The following is a 23,491-nucleotide window of genomic DNA, read 5'->3' on the forward strand; positions in this document are numbered from 1 at the left end:
GCCTGTGTTGCGTGTGGATTCGGCCGCTCCTAGCGTGGTCGAGCGACCGAATGTCGGGGGGTCCTGATTCGCTGTCTGCGTGGGCACGCCTCACCGCCCACCGCACCGAATCGGGTTCGAGCAGCATCCGAAGCAATCACGTCGCGTCGAAGGGAGCAGTGTGTCGATCGCCGACATCTCGGAGGAGCGTCTCGGGGGAAAGCGCACGCCGGAGCGCGTGCCGCCTCATGATCTTCTCGCGGAGCAGAGCGCGCTCGGCGGCATGTTGTTGTCGAAGGACGCGGTCGCCGATGTGATCGAGACGCTCAAGGGCGCCGACTTCTACATCCCCAAGCACGAGCTCATCTTCGAGGCGATCCTCTCGCTCTACTCGCACGGCGAGCCGACAGACGTCGTCGCGGTCACCGACGAGCTGATCAAGACCGGCGAGCTCGGCCGGGCCGGCGGCGCCGACTATCTGCACACGCTGACGTCGATCGTGCCGACGGCCGCCAATGCCGGCTACTACGCCGGCATCGTGTCCGAGCGCTCGATCCTGCGTCGGCTCGTCGACGCCGGCACGCGCATCGTGCAGCTCGGCTACGACGGTCAGGGCGACGCGACCGACATCGTCAACAACGCGCAGGCCGAGATCTACTCGATCACCGGGTCCGAGACGGCAGAGGACTACGTTCCCCTGCAGGTCGCGGTCGACGCCGCGCTCGAGGAGATCGAAGCTGCGAGCGGCCGCGACGGATCGATGACAGGCGTTCCGACAGGCTTCAAGGAGCTCGACGAACTGACCAACGGCCTTCACGGCGGGCAGATGATCGTCGTCGCCGCGCGTCCTGCCATGGGTAAGTCGACGCTCGCACTCGACTTCGCGCGCTCGGCATCCATCGGCAACAACATCCCCTCCGTCTTCTTCTCGCTCGAGATGGGCAAGAGCGAGATCGCGATGCGTCTGCTCAGTGCCGAGGGTGCGATCCCCCTGCAGAACCTGCGCAAGGGAAACCTCGACCCTCGGGACTGGACCACGGTCGCCGCGACCCGAGGGCGCATCAATGATGCTCCGCTCTACATCGACGACAGCCCCAACATGACGCTCGTCGAGATCCGCGCGAAGTGCCGTCGACTCAAGCAGCGGGAGGGCCTGCGCATGGTCATCATCGACTACCTCCAGCTGATGACCTCAGGCAAGCGCGTCGAGTCGCGTCAGCAGGAAGTCTCGGAGTTCTCACGTAGCCTCAAGCTCATCGCGAAAGAGCTGCAGGTTCCGGTCATCGCACTGTCGCAGCTGAACCGTGGTCCCGAGCAGCGCACCGACAAGAAGCCCGCGATCAGCGACCTACGTGAGTCGGGCTCGATCGAGCAGGATGCCGACATGGTGATCCTGCTGCACCGCGATTCGGTCTACGACAAGGACATCCGCCCCGGCGAAGCCGACCTCATCGTGGCCAAGCACCGTAACGGACCGACCGCGACGATCACCGTCGCCTTCCAGGGGCACTACTCGCGCTTCCGCGACATGGCGCCGGGTGGGGACTTCGCCTAGTGTTCGGACGCGCCGTATCGTTCGCGAACAGTGCGTTGCATCCACAGGTTGGATGATTCCGGATCGCGGAGAGGTACTCGAGTACCCGCGTGGCACGGGGCGTAGTCGACGGGACCGAACTCAGCGAGGAGCGTCACCGGCCGATTCTCGGATCGCCGACGTCGCACGATCTCGTCCCACCAGCGTAGGTGCTGCTCGACCACAGCGGCCCATTCCGCTGCCTCCGGATCGTTCACCTGTGGGCCTTGGGGGTGCCCGATCCGTGCATGGATGTGATCGGCGCGGGAGATCGCGAGCTCGACGGCACCCGACTGATCTTCGAGCATCGTCTCGGCGACCACCAGCCAATGCGACACGTCGAAGGTCACGCGCAGGTCGGAGTGTCGCTCCAGAACGCGCTTCGCCGCATGTGCTGCGTACAGCATCCGCGATCGGTGCAACTCGACCAGGACATCGAGGCCGGTCTCTGCCCGGTCCTCGCTGATCTGATCCGCAAGCCGATCGTGATCGGCGGGGTCCCAGTGGTCTCGCCCGGCGTGCAGCGTGACGTGCAGGGGAGCCAACCCGCTGTCTGCGATCGCGGCAGTTCTGCGGTGGATCTCCTCGATATGATCCCGCGGATCAGAGGCGTCTCCTCCCGTGAGGAGCGATAGGGCAGCCCCCGTGCTGTCGACCGCGGCGCGGAGGCGGTTTTGCGCCTGCGGGTCGGTCGGCCACCAGACCTCTACGCCGTCATATCCCTGCGCGAGTGCGCGGTCGATGAGTTCGCGCGGTTGAAGCTGCGTCCCCCAGTCGGTCATGAGGACGAAAAGATCTGAGGTCACTGCGCTTCACCTGTTTCGGAGGGAACCCGGCGCTGTTCGCTGCGGAACATGCTGGGGGAACTTCCGCGGCGTCGCGTGAACTGCCGCGAGAAGTAGGCGGGGTCGTCGAAACCGACGGTCTTGCCGATCACGCCGACCTCGAGATCGCTTTCGACGAGAAGCGACTGTGCCCGCGCCAGGCGTGATTCGATGAGAAGTTGGAGCGGGGTCAATCCCGTGGCCGTCAGAGTCTCGGCCCGCAGTTCGGCCAGGCTGACCCCGAGCTCACGAGCGCGGGCTTCCATCGACAACTGGCGGGTCGCACCGCGCGCGAAGGCGGCGACAAGGTCGGGCGCCCCGGCGGGCTTGACAGAAGCCGCCAGGTCGACGAGCCAGGAGTAGCAGGTCGCCGACGCTCGGAGAGCGCCGACGGATCCCGGCTCCGCGAGGTCCGATCGAAGCCGCGTGAAGGTAGGCGCCAATGTAGCTGGAACGGCCCCCAGCTGTACGACGGGCGTCGCCGGACTCCACGCGGGTAGTGCATCGAGGTCTCGGGTCACGGTGCCGCCGAAGAGAACCCAGTGCTCCGTCCAACCGGACCGATCCGGGCCGTAACTGTGCCGGATTCCAGGGAAGAGCCAGATCAGGGCCGGCGCCTCGATCGCCACATCCGTGGAGAGCTGACTGCGGAACCAGCCGCTCCCCTCGCTCACCACCACCGCGGCATGAGAACGCAACGGGCGATCGCGGACCTCGCTGTCATTCCCGCGATACTCCCCGGCCCCGATGCACACGATCGCGCGGTCGGCGAACGCGGGTGCGGGATGCGCGTAACGGGACCAGTCGCTCATGATCGTCCAAGTATGGCCATGAAGCATTGAAAATCCAAGGTTCAAGTTCAACAATCCGTGGACCGATCATCCAAGCATCCGTCAGGATGCATGACATGATCACGTCAAACGGCTACGTTCTCGATGAGCGCCCCGAACGTCTCGGACGCCTGGAAGCTGTCCCCGCATCGCTGCGCGACGACAGGGACGCGCTGTGGGAGCGCATCCGTCGTGACGGCTATCTCTATCTCAGCGGTCACCTCGATCCCGCACTGGTCAATGACTTCCGCAACTACTACTTCGGTGAACTCGAACCGACCGGGCTCGTTGCCCCGAGCGGTGTGGCAGAGGGGATCGACGCCGATGGTGAGATCGATCGCGGTCTCACGCGAAGCACGCTGTTCGATGAAATCGTCCCCGGCGACCAGTACGCAGCGCTCACCTCGCATCCCACGATCCGCGGATGGTTCCAGTGGTTCCTCGGAGACGATGTCCACCTGCACAAGCGCCGGATCATTCGTCACACCCGGCCCGGCGAGAGCGGAATCGGCACCGCCACCCAAGCGCACTACGACCTGGTCTACCTGCGCGAAGGCACCGACCGCGTGCTGTCGATGTGGATTCCTCTCGGCGATTGCGCCGTCGAGACCGGAGGGCTGGCCTATCTGGAAGGCAGCCACCACCGCGTCATGGCTCAGGAACGCGCCGGAAGGCTGAAGATGCCCGCGGCGTCGATCACCGCTGACCTGCCGGGCCTCGCCGACGAGTACGACACTCGGTGGCTCGTGAACGACTACACGGCCGGCGATGTGATGGTGCACTCGGCGCACATCGTGCACGCCTCGACCGACAACGTCGATCCGGCTCGCCGCATCCGCCTGTCCACTGATATCCGCTACCAACGGATCTCGGACCCGATCGATTGGCGCTGGCAGGACCACTGGTCCGACGAAGACGGGCTCTGAGGTTCCGCTTTTTCGCCCCGACTCATGGATTGACGAACACGGCACACGTGCGTTAGCGTGACTCGACTGCAAATAGTTTACGTAAACAATGGCGTTGACGTCTCCCTAGACGACTCCCACTTCGGTGTGGATCGCCATCCCAGAAGCCTTCCGATGCGGGCGGTCCGTCTGCGCCGTTCACGGCTCCGACGGACGAAGAAGTGCGCACGGAAATCCTTGAAATCCCGAGGCGGCGAGCCCGAAGTTCGCGAGCTCGCCCGCCTCACCAGCACCGCAGTTTCGAGATTGGACAAAGATGTTGAAATCGAAAACCCGTCAGGTCGTTGCGCTCGGCGCCGGGCTCGGAGTCGCCGTATCCGCATTCGTCACGGTGCCCGCGCTGAGCGCGAGTGCGGCGGATCCTGATGTCGTGCTCGCACCGAACCCCGCCTACGCCGGCGCGCCCTTTGCCGGATGGGGCACCAGTCTCGTCTGGATGGCGAATGCAACGGGCGGGTACCCGGCCGACCTGCGTGACGAGCTCATCGACAAGATCTTCGGTGACGAAGGGCTGAACCTCAACATCGCGCGCTACAACATCGGCGGGGGCAATGCCTCCGATGTGCCCGGCTACCTCCGGCCCGGCGGCGCCGTGCCCGGATGGTGGAATGCCGATGCGCCACTCGCTGACGAGAACGGCGAGATCTCCTCGACCTTCGCTGACCGCGACCGCTTCCGCGCGGCGTGGACGGGCGAGAACGCGAGTGACTACGACTTCTCCTCGGATGCCGCCCAGCTCGCCTGGGTCACGGCGATCAAGGACGAGGTCGACACCTGGGAGGCCTTCAGCAACTCCCCGCCCTACTTCATGACCGAGAGCGGTTTCGTCAGCGGCGGCACGGATGGGTGGGCCGACCAGATCCGAGCCGATTCGGTCGATGAGTTCGCCACGTACGTCAAGACGGTGACGCAGCACGTCGAAGACACCCAGGGCATCGAGTTCGCCACGATCGATCCGCTGAACGAGCCGAACACGAACTACTGGAAGACGAACATCGGCGACGACGGATGGCCGAAACAGGGTGGGCAGGAGGGGGCGCACGCGGGTCCCGGTCTGCAGTCAGCGGTGATCACCGCGTTGGCCGCAGAGCTCGCCGAACCCGGCACGACGACAGACGCTGTCATCTCCGGTCCTGACGAGACCAGCCCGGACCGGTTCGTCGAGGACTGGAACGGCTGGAGTTCTGAGGCGAAGGGAGCTGTGGCTCAGCTCAACGTGCACACCTACTCCACCGGCAGTCGCCACCTCGTCCGAGATATCGCCAAGAGTGCCGATAAGCCGCTGTGGATGAGTGAAGTCGAGGGAAACTGGGGCGGCGACAGCTGGAACCCCGACGCGATCGAGAACGGCCTCGGCATCGCCGAGCGTGTGAACTCCGACCTGCGTGAGCTCGAGCCGGAGGCCTGGGTTCTTTGGCAGCCGGTGGAAGACCTTTACAACATGGAGAAGGTCGAGAAGAAGAACTGGGGCTCGGTCTTCATCGACTTCGACTGCAACGCCGAGGGCGACTCCGTCCGACGGATCGCCGACGGTGACCAGAACCCCGAGTGCGGCATCCGCACCAACTCGAAGTACGACACGCTGCGCAACTTCACGCACTACATCAAGCCCGGTGACCAGCTGGTCCGGGTGAACGACAACGACACCACCGCGGCGATCGACGGCGATGGTTCGGGCGCGACTCTCGTGTACACGAACGACGACGAAGCCAAGACGATCCAGATCGACCTCTCGTTGTTCGGCGATGTCGCGACCGGTGCGTCGGTGACTCCGGTCGTGACCACAGGGTCTCCGGCATCCGATCCGTCTGTGAACGCGCTCCGTGCGGGGGATCCGGTGGTGGTGGGTGCGGACAAGACCGCGACGTTGACAGTCCCCGCGAAGTCGGTGACGACGTTCGTCGTGACCGGTGTCTCCGATGTGAACGACGATGCTCCCGCCCTGCGCAACGGCGAGTCTTTCACCATCACGGGCGCGCAGAGCGATCTCCCACTCACCGCGGCCGGCGACACCGCTGCACTCGGCAACGCCCGCGACCCGGAACAACTCGCCGCGCAGACGTGGACCGCGACCTTGATCGACGATCAGCCTGGCACCTCGCGCGACCGTTTCGCGCTGCGCTCGGGTGATGGTCGCACTCTCGCCGCAGCCGGCGGCGATACCGAGATGCGGACCGTCAGCGACACCGAAGCGGCGAGCGACCCGTCGACGCTGTGGTTGATGACCTCGACCGACGGCGTGACCTTCAGCCTGCTCAACGCCGGCACCAACGCCGTGCTCGACGTGGCCGGCGCCTCGACGTCGGCCGGTGCGCACGTGGGCGTGTGGCAGTCCAACTGGGGTGCCAACCAGCAGTGGAAGCTGGAGCCTGCTCGCGCGGAGATCGCTCCATATACGAGTTTCCATCCGGGTCAGGAGTGGCTCGACACCGACGGCGACATCATCCAGGCGCATGGCGGCCAGGTGGTGCCGTCGAAGGATGACGATGGCCGCACGATCTACTACCTGTACGGCGAGGACCGCACCAACGGCTATCACTCGTCCCCGGGTGTTCACGTGTACAGCTCCTACGACCTCTACAACTGGGAGGATCAGGGCGTCGCGCTGCGGGCGCTGGAGTCGACGGCGCAGTTCGATGACCCGTACTTCGAGGCGCTGTACGGCGACTACACGCAGGAGCAGAAGGACGCCGTGTACCGCGACCTCGGAACGACTCCGGTCGACGGCGTCACGCCGCCGATCATCGAGCGCCCGAAGGCGATCTACAACGAGAGCACCGGCAAGTGGGTCATGTGGGCGCACATGGACGGCCCCTCCGCGACGTCGAGCGCCCAGTACGCGAAGGCGAAGGCGGGAGTCGCGATCTCGGACTCGCCGTTCGGTCCCTTCCAGTACATCGACAGCTACTACCTGAACTACTCGCCCGAGGGGTGGGACACCCCGGGTATGGCGCGCGACATGAACCTCTTCGTGGATGACGACGGCACCGGCTACATCATCTACTCCAGCGAGGGCAACGCGACGATGTACATCTCCAAGCTCAACGCGGACTACACCGATCTCGCCACCCCGGCCGACGAAGCCGTGCTGGGCGTCGACTACAACCGCATCTTCGTGGGTCAGTCCCGGGAATCTCCGGCGATCTTCAAGCACGATGAGCGGTACTTCCTCATCACATCGGGCACGACCGGCTGGAACCCCAACCCCGCGCGGTGGGCGACCTCCACCGACATCATGGGCACCTGGACCGACAAGGGAGACCCGTTCCCCTGGTGGGCGCAGAGCAACTCGTGGAACTCCCAGCCCTCCTCGGTGATCCCGGTGGATCGCGAGAACGGGAAGTACATCTACATGGGTGACCGCTGGAATGGCGGGAACGACCTGAAGAACGCGCAGATGGTGTGGCTGCCGATCAGCCTGGGCGAGGGCGGCGACACGATGGCCGTCGAGGTCTATGACGAATGGACACTCGATCAGCTCGGCCAGTGGGCGGCGTGGGACGTGAGCGGAGTTCCTGCCACCGTGCCGGTGGGCGGAAGCCTGGACGCATCGACGGTCACCGTTCGGCAGAACGGAGTCGAATCCACCCAGCCCGTGACGTGGAGCATCTCCGGATCATTCGGCGCACCGGGCGTCGTGACGGCGACAGGGACTCTCCCGGACTTCGGCGGACGCACCTTCACGCGCACCATCGCGGTCGTCCCCGATGGCCTCGTGTACGCGGTGAACGCGGGCGGGCAGGAGACCGACGATTGGCTGGGCGTTCAGTCCGCAGGCGGTGACGACCTGCTCAACTCCACGGCAGATCAGGCTTACGGAGAGGATGCCGACAGTGGGGCATCCTGGGGCTATGTGAGCGAGGGGAGCAAGACCCACGGCGGGGTCGACGGCACCATGTTCTCCACCATGCGGTACGCGGTCGAAGGGCGAGACATCACGTATCGCTTCGGCGATCTCGATCCCGGGAAGTACTCCGTGCACGTCGGATACGCAGATCCCTGGGATCAGTGGGACGACCGTGGCGCGCAGGTGAGCGTCAACGGTTCCGTCGTCGAGGCCGACCACGACTACGGTGCAGCCGACGAGGCCAAGTCGTACGGCGACATCACGATCGGGACTGCCGGCGAGATCGAACTCGTCCTGCATCCGACGCGCGCAGCCGATGTGCAGGCGAGCTGGATCATGGTGACCCTCGACGAGGCTGCTGCCCCCGAGCTCGATGTCAGGACTAGCGCCGCTGTCCGCTGCGTAGCCGGCAAGGCGGTCGTGACGGTTCAGGTCCAGAACCATGCGGATGCCTCCGTCGCCGCGGTCGCGCGGTCATCGTTCGGCGTCAAGTCGTTCGCCTCGGTCGCCGTGGACAAGAGCGTTTCGCATGCGTTCACGACACGTCAGGCCGGGATCGCCGCGGGGCAGGTGACCGTGGAAGCGACGGGCACGGTGGCCGGTCATCCGGTCAGCCGCACGCTGACTGCCCCGTACCCGGCGCTCTCGTGCGGCTGACACAAGTAACTTTTCCCGTCATATCGAAGGAGATACCCGAATGAATGCAACACGTCTGGCCAGGTGGACCGCGGTGACCGCCGGAGCGGCGATCTTCGTCGGCATCGCCGGTGCCGCCGTCGCGGAGGAGCAGCACGGTGACGAGGCGGTGGACGTCTCCGTTTCGATCGCGCAGATCGACGAACCGGGCGTGCTCGCGATGAGCATCGCAGGCACGACGACGACCCTGGTCGAGAACGGGTCGGATGCCCTCGTCCGTCAGTTCACCGGATCGCTGCCGACAGTGACGGTCACCGACACTCGTGACCCGGGTGACATCCCTGCGGGGGTGGGGTGGTACGTGCTCGGCTCGTCCAGCGCCTTCGCGGGAGACGCGGGACAGCCGGCCATCGGAGCGGATCATCTCGGCTGGACACCGCGCCTGATCGACGGCGGTGACGCGGGCCTGGTCACAGAAGGCGATCCCGTGCAGACCGTGCTCGACACCACGGCGCCGGATCCCTTCGGTCTCGTCGACCAGGAGCTGTTCGCCATGGCGCTCGATTCCGCAGCGATCGCCGCAGAAGGGCAGTGGACCGCTACGGCGGACCTCACGCTGCGCACTCCTGCCGACGTGGCACCGGGATCGTACTCGGGAACGGTGACGCTCTCGCTCTTCGAGTAGCGCAGGACTCCGGGGCCGCGTTCACGATCATGATCGCGACCCCGGTGGTTGCTCCCGTCGCAGGAAGGCCCAGAAAACGATGAAGAGACGCTCATCACGGTTCGCGCGGGTCGCGTGCGCTGCAGCGGTCCTGGCTGCTGCGATCGCACCGGCCGTCTGGTCGACGTCAGCATCCGCGGATGACGACCAGACCGTCACCTGGTCGGTGCGCCCCGCCGACGAATCGGGTCCAGATGGCCGGGCGTGGGCCGAGCTCGAGCTCGAGCCTGGCGAAAAGACGACAGAGCGGATGGCGGTCATCAACCTCGGAGATTCGGCCGTCACGTTCTCGCTCGCGAGCGCTGACGGCTATCTCACCGAATCCGGACGCTTCAATATGCTGCCGTCGGACGAGAAGTCCACCCGAGCCGGTACGTGGATCACGTTGCCGTCAACGGTGACCGTGGAGCCGGGTGCGACCGCTGTCGTTCCGTTCCTCGTCGAAGTCCCGAAGAATGCGACACCGGGCGACCACGCGGCGGGAGTCGCGGCCTCCATCCGCTCCGAAGGTGCTTCGGAGGGGGCCGCGGTGGGAGTCGAGAGTCGGGTCGGTTTCCGCGTGATGGTCCGGGTCGCGGGTGACGTCGCACCGGGCCTGGAGGTGCATGGAGCGGGGGAGTACATCACCGAATGGAACCCTCTGAATCCGGGGACCGTCGTCGTGAGGTACACGCTCCACAACTCCGGCAACGTGCGTCTCGAATCCTCCAGCGCCGTCGAATGGAATGGCCGGACCGTCTCCGGTGAGACCGTCGAGCTCCTGCCCGGCGATGACCGGGCGGTCGAACTCCACCTCCGAGATGTTTGGCCGCTGGGTCTGCTGTCGGTGCCACTCTCTGTGGAGCGGGCCGTCGTCCTTCCCGACGGCTCGCGCGAGCACATCGGTCCCGTCATGCAGACGGTGTCGGTGTGGGCGGGTCCATGGCCGCAGCTGCTCGTCTTGCTCTCGCTGGTGCTCATGGTGGGCGGAATGGCACTCCGGGGTCGCCGCCGGCGGCGACAGGTCGAGACGCTCGTGAATGCCGCGCGGGAAGCCGGGCGCCGGGAAGCGCGCATCGAGGGATGATCGTGCGCGGCATTCTTCTCCGGGCTCGGCACGCCGCCTGGAGCTTCATCTCGTCACTGTCCGTCGGCTCTCTCGCGGTGTACGAGCAGGTCACCGACGACATCGACAGCGGTGGCGTCACCGTGCAGGTCACGATCGCGCCGGACTATGGCATCGCGACGCTTCCGGATACGGGCGCCGACCCCGCATTGCTGATCTCCGTGGCGATCGCCCTGGCGGTCAGCGGTGTCGCGATCGTCGTGCACCGGAGAGCGGTCAGTACGAACCGGCGGCGCACAAACCTCAGCGTCGGTGCGGGGGAGGCCCCGAGCTCCCGCGCACGATGAGCTCGGTCGGGACGAGGTCGGCGGGGGCAGCCGGCTGATGCTCGATCGCGGCGATGAGCGCGCGCATCGCTTCGACGCCGACCTGATCGAAATGTTGACGGACCGTCGTGAGAGCCGGCCAGAAATTCGCAGATTCCGCCATGTCGTCGAACCCTACGACGCTCACGTCGTCCGGAACACGGAGTCCGCGCTCGTGGAACGCGCGCAGAAGACCGAGGGACATCTGGTCGTTCGCCGCGAACACGGCGGTCACATCGTCGCGCGCCGCCAGGATGAGCCCGGCGCGGTGTCCAGAATCAGCGCTCCAGTCGCCGGTGATGACTTCCGGCACGCGTGCGCCCCGCTCGATGAGGGTGCGCTCCCACGACTGCCGACGGCCGTGGGCCGAGTACGACTCAGGGGGACCGGCAACGTGCCAGACGGTCTCGTGCCCCAGGTCGAGGAGGTGTTCGGTCGCGAGCTTCGCACCCTGGGCCTGGTCGGTATCGACGACGGGGTAGCGTCCTTTTCGATCGGAGTCGATGACGACGACGGGAAGGCCTGTCGGCAGTTCGACCTCGGCCTCGGCGAGACTGTGCGCCTCGATCACGATGATGACGCCGTCAACCGCCTCTTCATTGAGCCGGGCGAACGCCCCGGAGACACTGGCCTGCGTCGCCGCTCCGAGCGGGATCAGATTGAGGGAGTAGCCGCCGGCCGCACACTCCGACGCGATGGCATCGATGGTGCGCATGTTTCCGTGAGAGGACAGCGAAGACATGATGACGCCGATGCTCCGGTACCGGCCGTCGCGCAGAGCACGCGCTGCGCCGTTCGGGCGATAGCCGAGTTCCTGCATCGTGGCGATGATGCGCTGCCGGGTCTCCGCCTTGACCACGCCGCGACCGGTGGCAACTCGCGAAACCGTCTGTCCGGACACTCCGGCGGCTCTCGCGACGTCGGCCATCGATGGACTGCGCTGCGTTTTCGCGCCTGCTTCTGGCATCCGTACCTCCGATCTCCCCATCCTCTGACACTTTAGGGCGGATCTCGGTCGCCGCAGCCCGCAACGGAGGCCGCGTGGTCGCGGCACGCGTCTATGGACTCAGCGATCCGGGCACTTGCGCGCGGCGCGGATCATTGGATATGGTCGCCGATGTTGTTTACGTAAACAATCAGATCGACAGGAACGAGACGATGATGTCTTTTGATACCGTCAGGCCCGACACGATCCGGCCCGGGCACGTGTTCACCGACGACCGTGGCCAGGTCGCGCAGCTGCACGGCTGTGCGCCGGTCCGTGTGGGGGACCGGTGGTACGCCTGGGGTGAAGACAAGTCGAACGGATCCTTCTTCACTGCTGTCGGCTGCTACTCCTCGCCGGACCTCGCCCAGTGGCGTTTCGAGGGGAACTCGCTCGAAGTGCAAAACCACCCCGAGCTCGGCGCCGACCGCATCATCGAGAGGCCGAAGGCCCTGCAGCGACCGGACGGTGCGTGGGTGCTTCTCCTGCACATCGAGTCGCACGACTACGCGGACGCGCGCGTCGGCTACGCGGTGGCCGACAACCCGGTCGGGCCGTACACGTACATCGGCAGCGAGCGACCGCTCGGAAACATCAGCCGAGACATCGGCGTCTATCAGGAGCACGGAACGGGCTATCTGCTGTCGGAGGACCGCGAGAACGGCCTGCACATCTACCGCCTCCGCGATGACTACCTCGGGGTCGAGTCGGTCGTTGCGACGCTGCTCCAGCAGGCTCGACCCGAGATCGGCTACGAATCCCCTGCTCTCGTGAAGCATGGCGGCCTGTACTACCTGTTCGGCTCCGACCTCACCGGCTGGTCGACCAACGACAACAAGATGTCAACGGCGACGAGCCTCGAAGGTCCCTGGAGCGACTGGGCGGACATCGCCCCTCCGGGAACAGCGACCTACGACTCCCAGGTGAGCGCGGTCGTGCCGCTGGGCGGCGACCGTTTCCTCTACGTCGGCGATCGCTGGCAGGAGAAGGACCTCCAGAACTCTCCTGCCGTGTGGCTTCCCATGCGACTGCGTGACGGCGCGGTCGAGATGTCGTGGGTAGAGGAATGGAGCGCAACCGATCAATGACCTTCGCCTTCCAGGGGCATTACTCGCGGTTCCGCGACATGGCGCCTGGCGGGGACTCCGCCTGAGTGTGAGAAGTCAGCCGTGCTGGTGGGGCCCGCGCGGGTGTGATCCCGCCGAGCCCCAACAGCATGCACGTACCGAAGCCAGGGTGCCTTCGTCTCGCTGGCCCGACTCCCTATCCGCGCGGCGGATTCTGCGGCAACCACTCCTCGAGGCGTGTCTCGAAGACATGAGCGCCGTCGATCGGGATGAGCGTGCGCTCCGCGATCCGGGCGCCGTAGTACGGAGCGCTGTCGTCGCGGACGACCGTGCGGGCGTCGCCCCGGAACGCGAGAGCCCGGCGCGCGAACTCGTCCATTCCGAAGGCCTCAGGGCCGGCGATCTCGAAGTCCCCTGCCGGTTCACCGGCCGCCGCGCGAGCCACTGCGGTCGCGACATCCTCCGCCGCGATCGGTTGAATGAGCGCGCCGGGCAGCGTCACAGTGTCGCCGTCCGTCGAGATGTCGGCGATGCTGCCGACGAACTCGAAGAACTGCGTGGCATGCACGAGGGAGTACGGAATGCCGGATTCGCGGATGAGCTTCTCCTGGGCGACTTTCGCCGCGAAATAGGGGATGCTCTGCGGTCGGTTCGTTCCGACGATCGTGAGGGCGACGTGATGGGTCACGCCGGCCTCGGCTTCTGCCACGAGCAGGTTGCGAGTCGACGTCGTGAAGAAGTCCATTACGTCGTCCGGGGCGAAAGACGGCGAGTTGGACACGTCGATGACTGTGTTCGCGCCGGCCAGCGCTTCGGCGAGACCTTCACCCGTGAGGGAGTTGACGCCGGTATTCGGTGACGCGGCAACAGCCTCATGGCCATGCTCCGTGAGCTTCGTGACGACCTTCGAGCCGATGAGACCCGTGCCTCCGATTACGACGATTTTCGCCATGTCATTCCTTCCTCTCAGGGGGCCGAGAGGCACCCATCAGCTATGACAGCGCGGATGCCCCCGATGTGACGACCCGCGGATGCCGCTCATATCCGGCTGTCACAAATCGCGTCGCTGTCCGGTCTCCATTGGAGAGCGGCATCCGCATGAACAGGTGCAGGTTGAGAACGGACTCGCATGAGAGTGGAAGAAGTGACGAGGAACGGCGACAATTCCCTTGTGCGTGACGATCTCGACCAGGCGGTGGAGGCTTTCGACGCCCACCGTCGACGGCTGTTCGGCATCGCGTATCGCATGCTGAGCACGGTGGCCGACGCCGAAGACATCGTTCAGGAGACCTGGATCCGGTGGCAGAACACGGATCGCACGAAGGTGCAGGAGCCGGCGGCATTCCTCACCACGATCGCGACCAGGTTGTCGATCAACGTCCTGCAGTCCGCCCGCGTGCGAAGGGAGACGTACGTCGGGCCGTGGCTCCCCGAACCGGTGAACACGGAAGACGATCCCGCCCTCGGCGCAGAGCGCGCGGAGGCGCTGCAGTTCGCGATCCTGTTGACGTTGGAGAAGCTGACGCCGACGGAGCGCGCGGCGTACATCCTGCGGGAGGCGTTCGACTATCCGTACGCGCGCATCGCGGAGGTGATCTCCTGCAGCGTGGTCAGCGCGCGGCAGCTTGTCAGCAGAGCGCGGTCGCATCTGTCCTCCGCGAGGAACGCGACGGTGGACCCTTCCTCGCAGAGGCGACTGCTCGAGGCTTTTCTCACGGCCGCGCAGAAGGGTGATCCTCGAGAACTCGAATCGCTCTTCGCCGCGGATGTCGTGAGCTACACCGATGGCAACGGGGTCAAGATCGCGGCGCGTGTTCCGGTGACCGGACGGTTGCAAGTGGCGAAGTTCGTCGCCGCGTTCGCGAGCCATTTCTGGAGGAACAAGGCGATCGACTGGGTTCAAGTCAACGGCCAGCCCGCCGCAACGCTCACCGAGGACGGTGTGGTCACCACACTCGTCACCGCGACGACGTCGAGCGAAGGAATTCTTCAGATTCTCTGGGTGATGAGCCCGCAGAAACTGGGGCACGTGACCGTGGTCGGCGCGTGACCCGGATGCCGTTCCCGGCGTGGCCGCGCCGTGGGAGTCCTGGCTACGCCGCTGCAGCGACCCTGGCCGCGACCATCGTCGTCGGCAACGGAAGTCGCGTGCCGCAAGACAGGGTTCCGCCGCGCCGTCGACCGGCCTAGACTCCTGCCCGAAAGATCCGTTCGGCTCCGCGTCGCCGTTGACGCGTGGCGACGCGGGGCACGAAGGAGACGACGATGCAGACGCTGACGATCGACTTCATCTGCTCCCTCGACGGCTACGGTGCCGCCGAGGGGTGGCCGGGATGGTGGGGTATGGAGAGCCCCGGGTATCTCGAATGGCTCGAGGGCGCACCTGACAAGGACGACCCTCTGCTCATGGGCGCGAAGACCTATCGGGTGATGTCGAAGCTCACGGCTGGCGGAGAGCCGGGCACGGACGTGCTGAACGGCATCCCCAAATACGTCTTCTCCTCGTCTCTGGCGGAGCCGCTCACGTGGGAGAACTCGACGCTGGTGCGAGAGGATGCCGTCGCGTACGTCCGGCGGCTCAAAGAGGATTCCGATCGACCGCTGCGCACCATCGGCAGCATTGCGTTGTGCCGTTCGCTGCTGGGGGCGGGTCTTGTCGACAGGTACCGGGTCGGGATCTTCCCCGTCATCACGGGGGCGAGCGGCCGCGACCGCATCTTCGACGGCTACCCGGATGTCCGCCTGGACCTCGTCGAAGCCCGCACATTCGACATGAGCATCCAGCTGCTCGAGTACATTCCGACCGTGTTGGATGGCCCTCCCGGTGATTGACCCCGGGCGGTCCGCTCCCACGATCGGCATGCTGCCGAGTGCGAGGTGGCCCTACTCGTCGGCTGCGCCGAACAGCGGAGTCAGGAACCGACGTTCGTAGCGTCGAATGCACCCGGTGCGCTTCGCGTAGAGATACGCCTCCACGCAGTCCGGATCGTTCGCAGAATCCTGACGGTAACGCTCGTATGCCGCGAGGGAATCGAAGGTGAAGAGCGCGAATGCCTCGTCGCTGTCTCCTTCGCTGGGGAGGAAATAACCGTGATGACGTCCGCCGAAACGCTCGACGAGAGGGATCCAGAGGCGCCCGTACTCACGGAATTCGTCAAGCTTGTCCGGATCGATTTCGTATCGGAGATGGATGGAGATCATGGTGCCCTTTCCAATGGCGCGAGTTCTTTCGCAAGGAAGTGATCGGCATAAGGCGACGTCGAGAACGCCTCGACCGGCTCATATCCTGAACGCCGATAGAGCCCATGAGCCTCCACCAGGTCCTGGCGCACGGTCAGCCGCAGAGTCCGGATTCCCCGACGGATGCTGATCGCCTCGAGTTCGCTCAGCAAGGCTCGTCCCGCACCGCGGCCGCGGACAACGGGATCGAGGTAGATCCGCGTGAGTTCGCCGACGTGCTGCTCGACGATGCGGACACCGCCGCACCCGACCGCATCCGCTCCATCTCGAACGAGTACGAGGAACCCTCCGTCTCCGCGCAGGTGATCACTGGGCTCGTCGAGCATCGCGCTCTCCGTCTCGGCCGGCGTCGCCGCGCGCCCCCAGTACCGGCCGACGATGTCCGTGTAGTACTGCACGAGCACCCTCGCCCCATCCTCGCTGTGGGGGTCGACGATCTCGAAGGTGAGCGGTCGCGGGCTGGGCATTACCTCAGTGTAGGTAGTGGCGGCGTCACCCCAGGAGAGCCGAGGTCAGCGGCGAACGCGAACCGTGCGCCCCTCGAACGTGACCAGGTCGCCGTCCTGCAGCTGGCGCCCCCGGCGACGCTCTTCCTCACCGTTCACGTTGACGTAGCCATCGATGACGACCTCCTTGGCGTTGCCGCCGGAGTCGAGCAGACCGGAGAACTTGAGGAACTGTCCGAGGCGGATGACCTCGCCTCCGGTGGGAACGTCTTCGATCGGATCCGTGCTCGTCATTCCTGAATGCTAACCGTCCTCGAGGCGGAGCATGCCGCACTCGGGTGCTCATCCATGCAGGTCGGCCTGGATGACGCGGATGACCTCTGCGAGAACGCCGGAACCGAGAAGCCCAGGTCCGAGTGGGCCGGCAGAGTCTTCGCCCAGGAGAGGGAGGCGCTGAAGCGCGGCCCTTGCCTCGGCGGACAGATGACCCAGCTGCCAGTGGATCTCGTCACGCATGGCATCGGGGCGATTCGGGGCTGCCAAACCTGCGGCCTTCGCAGCGTATGCCGCTGCACCGAGAGCATGAGCGCCCATGTGAGCGACGCCAGAGGCCTGCGCGGCTGCCCTGGCGGCTGCCACAGCGGCCGGAGCAGTCACGGCTTTCGCGGCGCGACCCGCGACGAAGCGGCGACGGATCTCCCCGGCGGCATCGAGCTCGCCGCCGGCAAAGGCCCGAGCTCGAGCGATCGCATCCCGTGGGCGCGGATCTGCGGGCTCTTCGGCTTCGAACAACGCCAGTACTCGTTCCGCGCAGTCCGCTGCCCAGGCGGCGACGACTCGGCGATCGGCCTCACTCAATGCCTGCGGAGATCCCATCAGGGACCCACCGGATAGTGGCTGCTGACCGCGATGCGATTCCAGCTGTTGATCGCGACGGCGAGCCAGGTCACGGCCGCGATCTGCTTCTCGTTCAGGATGCTCTCCACGTCGACGCCACGATCCGCGAGCCGGCCATGGTCGCCGATCATGGTCACCCGCTCGATGATCTGCAGCGCCGCCTGCTCCTCGGCGCTGAAGTACTGCGACTCCCACCACGCAGCGAGCACCGCCAGTCGTTCGGGCGTCTCGCCGTGCGTGACCGCATCGGCGCAGTGCATCCTCAGGCAGTAGGCGCAACCGTTGAGCTGGGAGGCCCGCACCTTGACCAGTTCGACGAGCAACGGCGAGAGTCCGGCATCCACTCCGGCCTCAGCGGCCTTGGCGCTGAACTCCAGCATCGCCCGGTATGGGGCAGCGTAGATCTTGCCGATGTTCACATGCGACACGGTGTCTCCTTCGTTCCGACGCGGATGCGCCTTCCACAGTAGAGACTGCGTCAAGCGGCCCGCCCTAGGCTGGACCCATGACCAAGAACTCTCTCTGGACTGTCGTCGGCGTCGTCATCGCCGTGGTCATCGCCTGGTGGGTCGTCGGCGCGCTGTTCTCGCTGCTCTGGTTCATCGCGAAGCTGGCGATCGTCGCCGTGGTGGCGGTCGTGGTGTTCTTCGTGCTGCGAAACCTGTTCCGCTCCGACGGCAACTGACGGCTCAGGACGCACCGCATGGTGCCTTGCCCGGTGCGTCTACGCTGAACGAGTGACCGAAGCGACCGCCACTGCTGAGCGTCTTGTGCGCCGTTTCGCCCGCGAGACGAACCTGCTCGTCGCCGGTCGCGAGTTCTCGGTCGTCGGGACGGATGCTGTCGCTGACGCACTGCGCGAACTCCTCCCGGCGCTCGGCGCCCGCTTCGGTGACGGCGGTGTCGTCTTCGCTCCGGGCGAGTCGCCGGAGATTCGGCTCAATGGACGCCCGCTGCCTCCGCGAGACACCGCAGCGGCGCGGGTCGACGCCGCGGGTGCGCACATGCCGGTCTCGACCGACCTCGCTCGGCGACTGCGTGATGCCGGAACAGTGCGAGGGGTTCGGATCGGCATCGCCATGGTGCTCGAGCCGAAGACGGCGCAGCTCGCATTGCTGTTGCGCGACGCGGGTGCCACGGTCGCGGTCTACGCTCACCCCGACGAGATCGACGTATCCGTCGCCGACGTTCTGCGTGCCCGCGGCATCCCCGTCGACGGTGACCCCGAGATCTCCGGTGCCGTCGAGCGGGCCGCTGCCGTCTCCTTCCTGCGCCGCGGCTTCGACCTGCTGCTCGACGACGGATCGCACCTCATCCGCCTCGCTCACGAGGAGGGTCTCGCTTCGTCACTGCGCGGTGCCGCCGAGGAGACCACGAGTGGGCTCACGCCGCTCCGTTTGATGGAGCGCGAGGGCGTACTCGACATCGCGGTGATCGCCGTCAACGACGCTCCGATGAAGACATCCTTCGACAACCGATACGGCACGGGGCAGTCGTGCGTGTTCGCGATCGCCGACGCCTTGGATGCTGTCGGCATCGGGATCCGCGACCAGCCGGCCGTCGTCATCGGCTACGGCCCCGTCGGAGAAGGCGTGGCTGCGCACCTGAGTGCCCTCGGCGCGCGTGTTCGCGTCACGGAGACCGATCCGGTCCGGGCACTCCGCGCCGCGCACGACGGCTACGACATCGGACGGCTCAAAGACCTTGCGCCGGGTGCGCTCGTCGTCTCGGCGACCGGAGTTCCACACACGATCGGCGCCGCAGCGCTGCGCGCCGCGCGAATCGTCGCCGTCGCGGGCGGTGTGCCCCATGAGGTCGACGTCGATCTGTCGAGCCTGCGCCCCTACGTGACCGAGGGCGGCGCGACCTCGCCCTTCCTCGAGCGCGCGGGTGAAGGGGCAGTGCTGATCGCTCGCGGCGGGTGCGTGAACCTCGCTGCGGCCGAGGGCAATCCGATCGAGATCATGGACCTCTCGTTCGCGGTGCAGCTCGCCGCTGTCGAACAGCTCCTTACATCGGCGTTGCCGCCGGGCGTGCATTCGTTCCCGGCTGCCGCCGACACGGCGATCGCGGTCGCCGCCCTCGCGGTCCGTGGTGAGCGGATCGACGAACGCAGCCCGGCACAGGTCGAGGCGCAGCGCGAATGGCGCTCGCCGCGATTCCGCGGAGCGATGGCATGAGTGCGGTCACGGTGTTCTCGGCCGGGCTCGTGGTGCCGATCACGGCGCCCCCGATCGTCGACGGCGCCGTCGCTGTCCGCGACGGACGCATCATGCACGTCGGTGAGCGGGCGTGGGTTCTGCGGTCCTTGGCTGATCGCGGAATCGTCGCGGAGGAGGTGCACTGGCCCGGTGTTCTCACGCCGGGGCTCGTGAACGCGCATACGCACCTGCAGTACACCGGCATGGCGCAGGTGGGACGAGGGCAGTACGACGGCTTCGACGACTGGGTGCGGGCGTTCGATCCCGTCTACGAAGGCGGACGCGATTGGGGGGTGGACGCCGCGGCCGGCGCCGAGATGGCGCTGCGCTCCGGAACCACTGCCATCGCCGATGTGGTGACCGACGACGTCGCCGCGACGGCGCTCCACGACGCAGGCCTGCACGGCATCACCTACTGGGAGGTGATGAGCTGGACCAACACAGAATGGGCGCGCACGGGGCGGGCTCAGGTCGAGCAGGCGTTGGACGCCCTGCCCACCCCTCCAGGAACCGGGCTTTCTCCCCACGCGCCCTACTCCCTCGACATCGAGCCGCTGCTGGAGATCCCCGACATCGTGCGCGAGCGCGGCGGGCGCATCCACATCCATCTCGGTGAGGCCGCGTTCGAGAGCGAGTTCGCGCACGAGCATCCGCAGGCCTGGCACACCGCAGGGCTCGCGAGCTTCCAGGAGCTGCGGGATGCCGGATTCGGTACGAGCGCGACCGAGTTCGTCGACCAGCTCGGCGTCCTGGGACCCGACTGCCACATCGCGCACGGCGTCTACATGAGTGCACGAGACCGGGCGATCCTTCGCGAACGCCGCACCACCGTCGCGCTGTGCCCGCGTTCCAACGCCGTCATCGGACTCGAAGAACCACCGATCGCCGCCTACCTGCGCGAGGGCAGCCCGATCGCGGTCGGCACCGACTCCCTTTCGTCCAGTCCCTCGCTCGATGTGCTCGCCGACGTCGCCGAACTCGCCCGCATCGCCCGCGCGCAGGGGTACACCGACCGCGACCTGCACGCACGTCTGCTGGGAGCTGCGACCATCGGCGGCGCTCACGCGATGGGGATCGACGTCGGCCCCGACCGCACCGGTTACCTCGCCGTCGGCGCGCTCGCCGATCTGACGTTCTTCGACGTGCCGGCTGGGGGCGATTCGATCGCCGAGCTCGTCGAGACGGGCGCGGGCCGAGCCGCGGCCACCGTCGTGTCGGGCGTGCTCCGCTATGCCGCACCGTCGTTCCCCGTGATCCCTGGGTCGATCTCATGACCGCCATCGAGACGCCGAACGACTTCGTGTCGCCAGGTTTCGATGCCGCTGATTCACGGCGGGGGCACTCGCCTACGCTGGTACCAAAACCGAACTCTATTCAGGAGTAGCCGTGCCCCTTGCCACCACCCTTCGCCGCGCCGCGGCCGCGGCCGTCGCCGTCTTCGCCGCTGCCTCTCTCGCTGCCTGCGCCGGTGCGCCGGCAGACTCGTCCGCCGGCACTGATGACGGCTCGCTGCAGACCGTCACCGCCGGCAAGCTCACGATCGCGACGGGCGAGCCCAACTACGAGCCGTGGTTCGTCGACGACGACCCGTCCAACGGTGAAGGATTCGAAGGCGCCGTGGCGCTCGCCGTCGCCGAGCAGCTCGGCTTCGACGCCGACGATATCGTCTGGGTGCGCACCGGCTTCGACGCAGCGATCGCACCGGGCCCCAAGGACTGGGACATCAACATCCAGCAGTTCTCGGTGACCGACGAGCGCAAGAAGGCCGTCGACTTCTCCTCGCCGTACTACACGACCACTCAGGCTGTCGTCGCGCAGAACGACTCGCCTGCCGCATCCTCGACCTCGATCGCCGACCTCAAGAAGGCCACGGTCGGTGTCGCATCCGGCACCACCAGCTACACCGTCGCCAAGGAGCAGCTCGGCGAGGCGAACCTCAGCGTCTTCAACACTGTCGATGACGTCGTGCTCGCTCTCAAGGGCGGCCAGATCGATGCCATGATCACCGACCTGCCCGGCGCGTTCTACGTCACTGGCGCCCTGGTCGACAACGCCACCGTGACCGGCCAGTTCGCGAGCACCGGTGGCGGCGACCAGTTCGCGTTCGTGCTTCCGAAGGGCTCGGCGCTCACGGCAACGGTCACCGATGCGGTCGACGCCCTGCGCGAGGCCGGCACGCTCGACGAGCTGCAGCAGGAATGGCTCAGCGACGCGGTCGACGTTCCCGTCCTGAAGTGACCAGCACCTCCGCCGACACGGCGTGGCAGCCGAGCGACCTCGAGCTGTCACGCCGTGCTCTGCGGCGTCGGGCGACGACCCGTTCGGTCCTGATCGCCCTCGTCAGCAGCGTCGTGCTCGTCGCGGTGCTCGCTGTCATCATCGTCAACACCCCGGGCTGGGCCGTCGTCCGTCAGACGTTCTTCGATCCCGAGATCGCGGTGAAGAGCATCGGACCGATCTTCCAGGGGCTGCTGACGAACCTCCTGGTGCTGGTCATCGCCGCCGTCGGCGTGGCGATCCTCGGCACGCTCCTCGCGACGACGAGATCGCTGCGGGGCCCGGTGTTCTTCCCGCTGCGTGCGCTCGCCGCGGCGTACACCGACTTCTTCCGCGGCATCCCGCTTCTGATCGTGCTCTACCTGATCGGCTTCGGCATCCCGGCCCTGATGATCTTCCCGCGGATGCCCCCGGCGTTCTGGGGAACGATCGCGATCATCCTCACCTATTCGGCGTACGTCGCCGAGGTGCTGCGCGCCGGGATGGAGGCCGTGCACCCCTCGCAGCGCGTCGCCGCCCGATCGCTGGGACTCAGCCACGCGCAGACGTTGCGGATCGTCGTCATCCCGCAGGGCGTTCGCAAGGTGGTCCCTGCGCTCATGAACGACTTCGTGTCCATGCAGAAGGACGTCGGCCTGATCTCGGTGCTCGGCGTCATCGATGCGGTGCGCGCGGCGCAGCTGCAGGTGGCCGACACGTACAACTACACGCCGTACATCGTCGCCGGTCTGTTCTTCATCGCCCTCAGCTGGCCGATGATCCGGCTCACGGACGCTCTCACGGCGAGACTGAACAAGCGCGAGCAGGCCGGAGGCGTCGTATGACCGTTCCCGAGGGTCAAACTCCTCCCGTCATCGAGACCCGGGGCGTGCGCAAGCGCTTCGGCGACCACGAGGTGCTCCGTGGCGTCGACCTCGCGGTCGGTGCACACGAGGTGGTCGTGCTCATCGGCGCATCGGGGTCGGGCAAATCCACTCTGCTGAAGACGATGAACCTCATCGAGCGCGTCGACGACGGTCAGATCTTCCTCACGGACGAGGACATCACCGACCCCCGGGTGGATGCCGACGCCGTGCGTGCCCGCATCGGCGTGGTGTTCCAGCACTTCAACCTGTTCCCGCACCTCAGCGTGCTCGACAACGTCACGCTGGCGGCGCGCAAGGTGCACCGGATGCCGACGGCAGAGGCGCACGCCCGCGGCCGCGAACTTCTCGAGGCCCTCGGGCTCGGCGCCAAGGCCGATGAGTACCCCGACCGGCTCTCCGGCGGCCAGCAGCAGCGCGTGGCCATCGTGCGGGCCATCCTCACGAACCCCGCCGTTCTGCTTCTCGACGAGATCACGAGCGCGCTCGATCCGCAGCTGGTCGGCGAGGTTCTCGATCTGGTGCGCGAGCTCAAGCGCCGCGGCACCACGATCGTGATGGCGACGCACGAGATGTCGTTCGCGCGGGAGGTCGCCGACCGCGTCGTCTTCCTCAAGGAGGGTGTGCTGATCGAGCAGGGTCCACCCGAGCAGATCTTCGACGCGCCGCAGCATCCGGACACCGCCGAGTTCCTCGCGCGCGTGCGGCGCTGACGCACGAAGAGCAG

Annotated in this window: 24 protein-coding genes; 15 read left to right on the forward strand and 9 right to left on the reverse strand. The window is 66.5% G+C overall.

The annotated features are described in order from the left end of the window. Positions 1-160: 160 nt before the first annotated feature. Positions 161-1,534 (forward strand): replicative DNA helicase, encoded by a 1,374-nt coding sequence (gene dnaB / locus LTA6_RS06470; RefSeq protein ID WP_341976726.1) that lies wholly within the window; start codon positions 161-163, stop codon positions 1,532-1,534. Here the strand turns inward: dnaB and LTA6_RS06475 are convergent. Further along, positions 1,531-2,358 carry a sugar phosphate isomerase/epimerase family protein gene (locus LTA6_RS06475; RefSeq protein ID WP_407358974.1) on the reverse strand — a complete coding sequence of 276 codons (828 nt, stop codon included), beginning with the start codon at positions 2,356-2,358 and terminating at the stop codon, positions 1,531-1,533. The two genes, dnaB and LTA6_RS06475, sit on opposite strands and share 4 nt — an antisense overlap. Next, positions 2,355-3,188 carry an AraC family transcriptional regulator gene (locus LTA6_RS06480; RefSeq protein WP_407358975.1) on the reverse strand — a complete coding sequence of 278 codons (834 nt, stop codon included), beginning with the start codon at positions 3,186-3,188 and terminating at the stop codon, positions 2,355-2,357. The genes LTA6_RS06475 and LTA6_RS06480 overlap by 4 nt, the downstream gene beginning before the upstream one ends. Positions 3,189-3,283: 95 nt before the next feature. Here LTA6_RS06480 and LTA6_RS06485 point away from each other — a divergent pair, with 95 nt between their 5' ends. The 5 genes from LTA6_RS06485 to LTA6_RS06505 all read left to right on the forward strand — a co-directional run bounded on the left by LTA6_RS06485 (position 3,284) and on the right by LTA6_RS06505 (position 10,770). Then, positions 3,284-4,132, forward strand: a complete 849-nt coding sequence (locus LTA6_RS06485; RefSeq protein WP_407358976.1) for a phytanoyl-CoA dioxygenase family protein — start codon at positions 3,284-3,286, stop codon at positions 4,130-4,132. A gap of 295 nt (positions 4,133-4,427) precedes the next feature. Further along, on the forward strand, positions 4,428-8,675 hold the full coding sequence (locus tag LTA6_RS06490; RefSeq protein ID WP_407358977.1) for an RICIN domain-containing protein: 4,248 nt from the start codon (positions 4,428-4,430) through the stop codon (positions 8,673-8,675). Positions 8,676-8,715: 40 nt separating this feature from the next. Then, entirely contained in the window at positions 8,716-9,339 is a 624-nt protein-coding gene (locus LTA6_RS06495; RefSeq protein WP_407358978.1) for a hypothetical protein, read from the forward strand. Positions 9,340-9,418: 79 nt separating this feature from the next. After that, positions 9,419-10,444, forward strand: coding sequence for a WxL protein peptidoglycan domain-containing protein (locus tag LTA6_RS06500; protein WP_407358979.1), 1,026 nt, complete (start codon positions 9,419-9,421; stop codon positions 10,442-10,444). A gap of 2 nt (positions 10,445-10,446) precedes the next feature. Continuing rightward, positions 10,447-10,770 carry a hypothetical protein gene (locus LTA6_RS06505; protein WP_407358980.1) on the forward strand — a complete coding sequence of 108 codons (324 nt, stop codon included), beginning with the start codon at positions 10,447-10,449 and terminating at the stop codon, positions 10,768-10,770. Here the strand turns inward: LTA6_RS06505 and LTA6_RS06510 are convergent. Continuing rightward, a complete protein-coding gene (locus LTA6_RS06510) occupies positions 10,727-11,755 on the reverse strand; it encodes a LacI family DNA-binding transcriptional regulator (RefSeq protein WP_407358981.1) in 1,029 nt (342 codons plus the stop codon). The two genes, LTA6_RS06505 and LTA6_RS06510, sit on opposite strands and share 44 nt — an antisense overlap. A 191-nt stretch (positions 11,756-11,946) precedes the next feature. On the opposite strand from LTA6_RS06510, the gene LTA6_RS06515 reads away from it, so the two are divergent. Further along, positions 11,947-12,861, forward strand: a complete 915-nt coding sequence (locus tag LTA6_RS06515; RefSeq protein WP_407358982.1) for a family 43 glycosylhydrolase — start codon at positions 11,947-11,949, stop codon at positions 12,859-12,861. Between the two features lie 175 nt (positions 12,862-13,036). Here the strand turns inward: LTA6_RS06515 and LTA6_RS06520 are convergent, their stop codons facing one another. Next, positions 13,037-13,792, reverse strand: a complete 756-nt coding sequence (locus LTA6_RS06520) for an SDR family oxidoreductase (RefSeq protein WP_341976736.1) — start codon at positions 13,790-13,792, stop codon at positions 13,037-13,039. 219 nt (positions 13,793-14,011) lie between these two features. Between LTA6_RS06520 and LTA6_RS06525 the strand changes: the two genes are divergently transcribed. After that, on the forward strand, positions 14,012-14,890 hold the full coding sequence (locus tag LTA6_RS06525) for an RNA polymerase sigma-70 factor (protein WP_407358983.1): 879 nt from the start codon (positions 14,012-14,014) through the stop codon (positions 14,888-14,890). Positions 14,891-15,105: 215 nt separating this feature from the next. Then, positions 15,106-15,672 (forward strand): dihydrofolate reductase family protein, encoded by a 567-nt coding sequence (locus tag LTA6_RS06530; RefSeq protein WP_407358984.1) that lies wholly within the window; start codon positions 15,106-15,108, stop codon positions 15,670-15,672. Positions 15,673-15,723: 51 nt separating this feature from the next. On the opposite strand, the gene LTA6_RS06535 is transcribed toward LTA6_RS06530, so the two are convergent. From LTA6_RS06535 to LTA6_RS06555, 5 genes are read right to left on the reverse strand one after another with little or no spacing between them, the layout of a single operon-like run. After that, on the reverse strand, positions 15,724-16,041 hold the full coding sequence (locus tag LTA6_RS06535) for an NIPSNAP family protein (protein WP_363549865.1): 318 nt from the start codon (positions 16,039-16,041) through the stop codon (positions 15,724-15,726). After that, on the reverse strand, positions 16,038-16,547 hold the full coding sequence (locus LTA6_RS06540; protein WP_407358985.1) for a GNAT family N-acetyltransferase: 510 nt from the start codon (positions 16,545-16,547) through the stop codon (positions 16,038-16,040). Before LTA6_RS06540 ends, LTA6_RS06535 begins: the two co-directional genes overlap by 4 nt. Before the next feature lie 45 nt (positions 16,548-16,592). Next, a complete protein-coding gene (locus tag LTA6_RS06545; RefSeq protein ID WP_341976741.1) occupies positions 16,593-16,820 on the reverse strand; it encodes an RNA-binding S4 domain-containing protein in 228 nt (75 codons plus the stop codon). 48 nt (positions 16,821-16,868) lie between these two features. Next, positions 16,869-17,402 (reverse strand): putative immunity protein, encoded by a 534-nt coding sequence (locus LTA6_RS06550; protein ID WP_407358986.1) that lies wholly within the window; start codon positions 17,400-17,402, stop codon positions 16,869-16,871. Next, a complete protein-coding gene (locus tag LTA6_RS06555) occupies positions 17,402-17,851 on the reverse strand; it encodes a carboxymuconolactone decarboxylase family protein (protein WP_407358987.1) in 450 nt (149 codons plus the stop codon). The genes LTA6_RS06550 and LTA6_RS06555 overlap by 1 nt, the downstream gene beginning before the upstream one ends. A gap of 77 nt (positions 17,852-17,928) precedes the next feature. On the opposite strand from LTA6_RS06555, the gene LTA6_RS06560 reads away from it, so the two are divergent. The 6 genes from LTA6_RS06560 to LTA6_RS06585 all read left to right on the forward strand — a co-directional run bounded on the left by LTA6_RS06560 (position 17,929) and on the right by LTA6_RS06585 (position 23,477). Beyond that, the gene (locus tag LTA6_RS06560; protein ID WP_363549855.1) at positions 17,929-18,108 is read left to right on the forward strand and encodes a hypothetical protein; all 180 of its coding nucleotides are present in this window, start codon (positions 17,929-17,931) and stop codon (positions 18,106-18,108) included. 52 nt (positions 18,109-18,160) lie between these two features. Further along, positions 18,161-19,603 carry an adenosylhomocysteinase gene (locus LTA6_RS06565; RefSeq protein WP_407358988.1) on the forward strand — a complete coding sequence of 481 codons (1,443 nt, stop codon included), beginning with the start codon at positions 18,161-18,163 and terminating at the stop codon, positions 19,601-19,603. Continuing rightward, complete coding sequence (locus LTA6_RS06570) at positions 19,600-20,898, forward strand: amidohydrolase family protein (RefSeq protein ID WP_407358989.1); 1,299 nt, start codon at positions 19,600-19,602, stop codon at positions 20,896-20,898. The genes LTA6_RS06565 and LTA6_RS06570 overlap by 4 nt, the downstream gene beginning before the upstream one ends. 112 nt (positions 20,899-21,010) lie before the next feature. Beyond that, positions 21,011-21,862 carry an ABC transporter substrate-binding protein gene (locus LTA6_RS06575; RefSeq protein WP_407358990.1) on the forward strand — a complete coding sequence of 284 codons (852 nt, stop codon included), beginning with the start codon at positions 21,011-21,013 and terminating at the stop codon, positions 21,860-21,862. Next, positions 21,859-22,725: an amino acid ABC transporter permease gene (locus LTA6_RS06580; protein WP_363549845.1), complete on the forward strand. Its 867-nt coding sequence runs from the start codon at positions 21,859-21,861 to the stop codon at positions 22,723-22,725. Before LTA6_RS06575 ends, LTA6_RS06580 begins: the two co-directional genes overlap by 4 nt. Then, entirely contained in the window at positions 22,722-23,477 is a 756-nt protein-coding gene (locus tag LTA6_RS06585; RefSeq protein ID WP_407358991.1) for an amino acid ABC transporter ATP-binding protein, read from the forward strand. The genes LTA6_RS06580 and LTA6_RS06585 overlap by 4 nt, the downstream gene beginning before the upstream one ends. The last annotated feature ends 14 nt before the right edge of the window (positions 23,478-23,491 follow it).

The organism is Microbacterium sp. LTA6 (assembly GCF_045690355.1).
Lineage (GTDB): Bacteria > Actinomycetota > Actinomycetes > Actinomycetales > Microbacteriaceae > Microbacterium.

Bases quoted from the DNA above. Each gene is read 5' to 3' on its own strand.
- LTA6_RS06490 (WP_407358977.1), top strand. From the start codon at position 4,428: ATGTTGAAATCGAAAACCCGTCAGGTCGTTGCGCTCGGCGCCGGGCTC.
- LTA6_RS06540 (WP_407358985.1), bottom strand. From the start codon at position 16,547: ATGCCCAGCCCGCGACCGCTCACCTTCGAGATCGTCGACCCCCACAGC.
- LTA6_RS06520 (WP_341976736.1), bottom strand. From the start codon at position 13,792: ATGGCGAAAATCGTCGTAATCGGAGGCACGGGTCTCATCGGCTCGAAG.
- LTA6_RS06550 (WP_407358986.1), bottom strand. From the start codon at position 17,402: ATGGGATCTCCGCAGGCATTGAGTGAGGCCGATCGCCGAGTCGTCGCC.
- LTA6_RS06485 (WP_407358976.1), top strand. From the start codon at position 3,284: ATGATCACGTCAAACGGCTACGTTCTCGATGAGCGCCCCGAACGTCTC.
- LTA6_RS06515 (WP_407358982.1), top strand. From the start codon at position 11,947: ATGATGTCTTTTGATACCGTCAGGCCCGACACGATCCGGCCCGGGCAC.
- LTA6_RS06495 (WP_407358978.1), top strand. From the start codon at position 8,716: ATGAATGCAACACGTCTGGCCAGGTGGACCGCGGTGACCGCCGGAGCG.
- LTA6_RS06480 (WP_407358975.1), bottom strand. From the start codon at position 3,188: ATGAGCGACTGGTCCCGTTACGCGCATCCCGCACCCGCGTTCGCCGAC.
- LTA6_RS06560 (WP_363549855.1), top strand. From the start codon at position 17,929: ATGACCAAGAACTCTCTCTGGACTGTCGTCGGCGTCGTCATCGCCGTG.
- LTA6_RS06535 (WP_363549865.1), bottom strand. From the start codon at position 16,041: ATGATCTCCATCCATCTCCGATACGAAATCGATCCGGACAAGCTTGAC.
- LTA6_RS06530 (WP_407358984.1), top strand. From the start codon at position 15,106: ATGCAGACGCTGACGATCGACTTCATCTGCTCCCTCGACGGCTACGGT.
- LTA6_RS06500 (WP_407358979.1), top strand. From the start codon at position 9,419: ATGAAGAGACGCTCATCACGGTTCGCGCGGGTCGCGTGCGCTGCAGCG.
- LTA6_RS06570 (WP_407358989.1), top strand. From the start codon at position 19,600: ATGAGTGCGGTCACGGTGTTCTCGGCCGGGCTCGTGGTGCCGATCACG.
- LTA6_RS06510 (WP_407358981.1), bottom strand. From the start codon at position 11,755: ATGCCAGAAGCAGGCGCGAAAACGCAGCGCAGTCCATCGATGGCCGAC.
- LTA6_RS06585 (WP_407358991.1), top strand. From the start codon at position 22,722: ATGACCGTTCCCGAGGGTCAAACTCCTCCCGTCATCGAGACCCGGGGC.
- LTA6_RS06545 (WP_341976741.1), bottom strand. From the start codon at position 16,820: ATGACGAGCACGGATCCGATCGAAGACGTTCCCACCGGAGGCGAGGTC.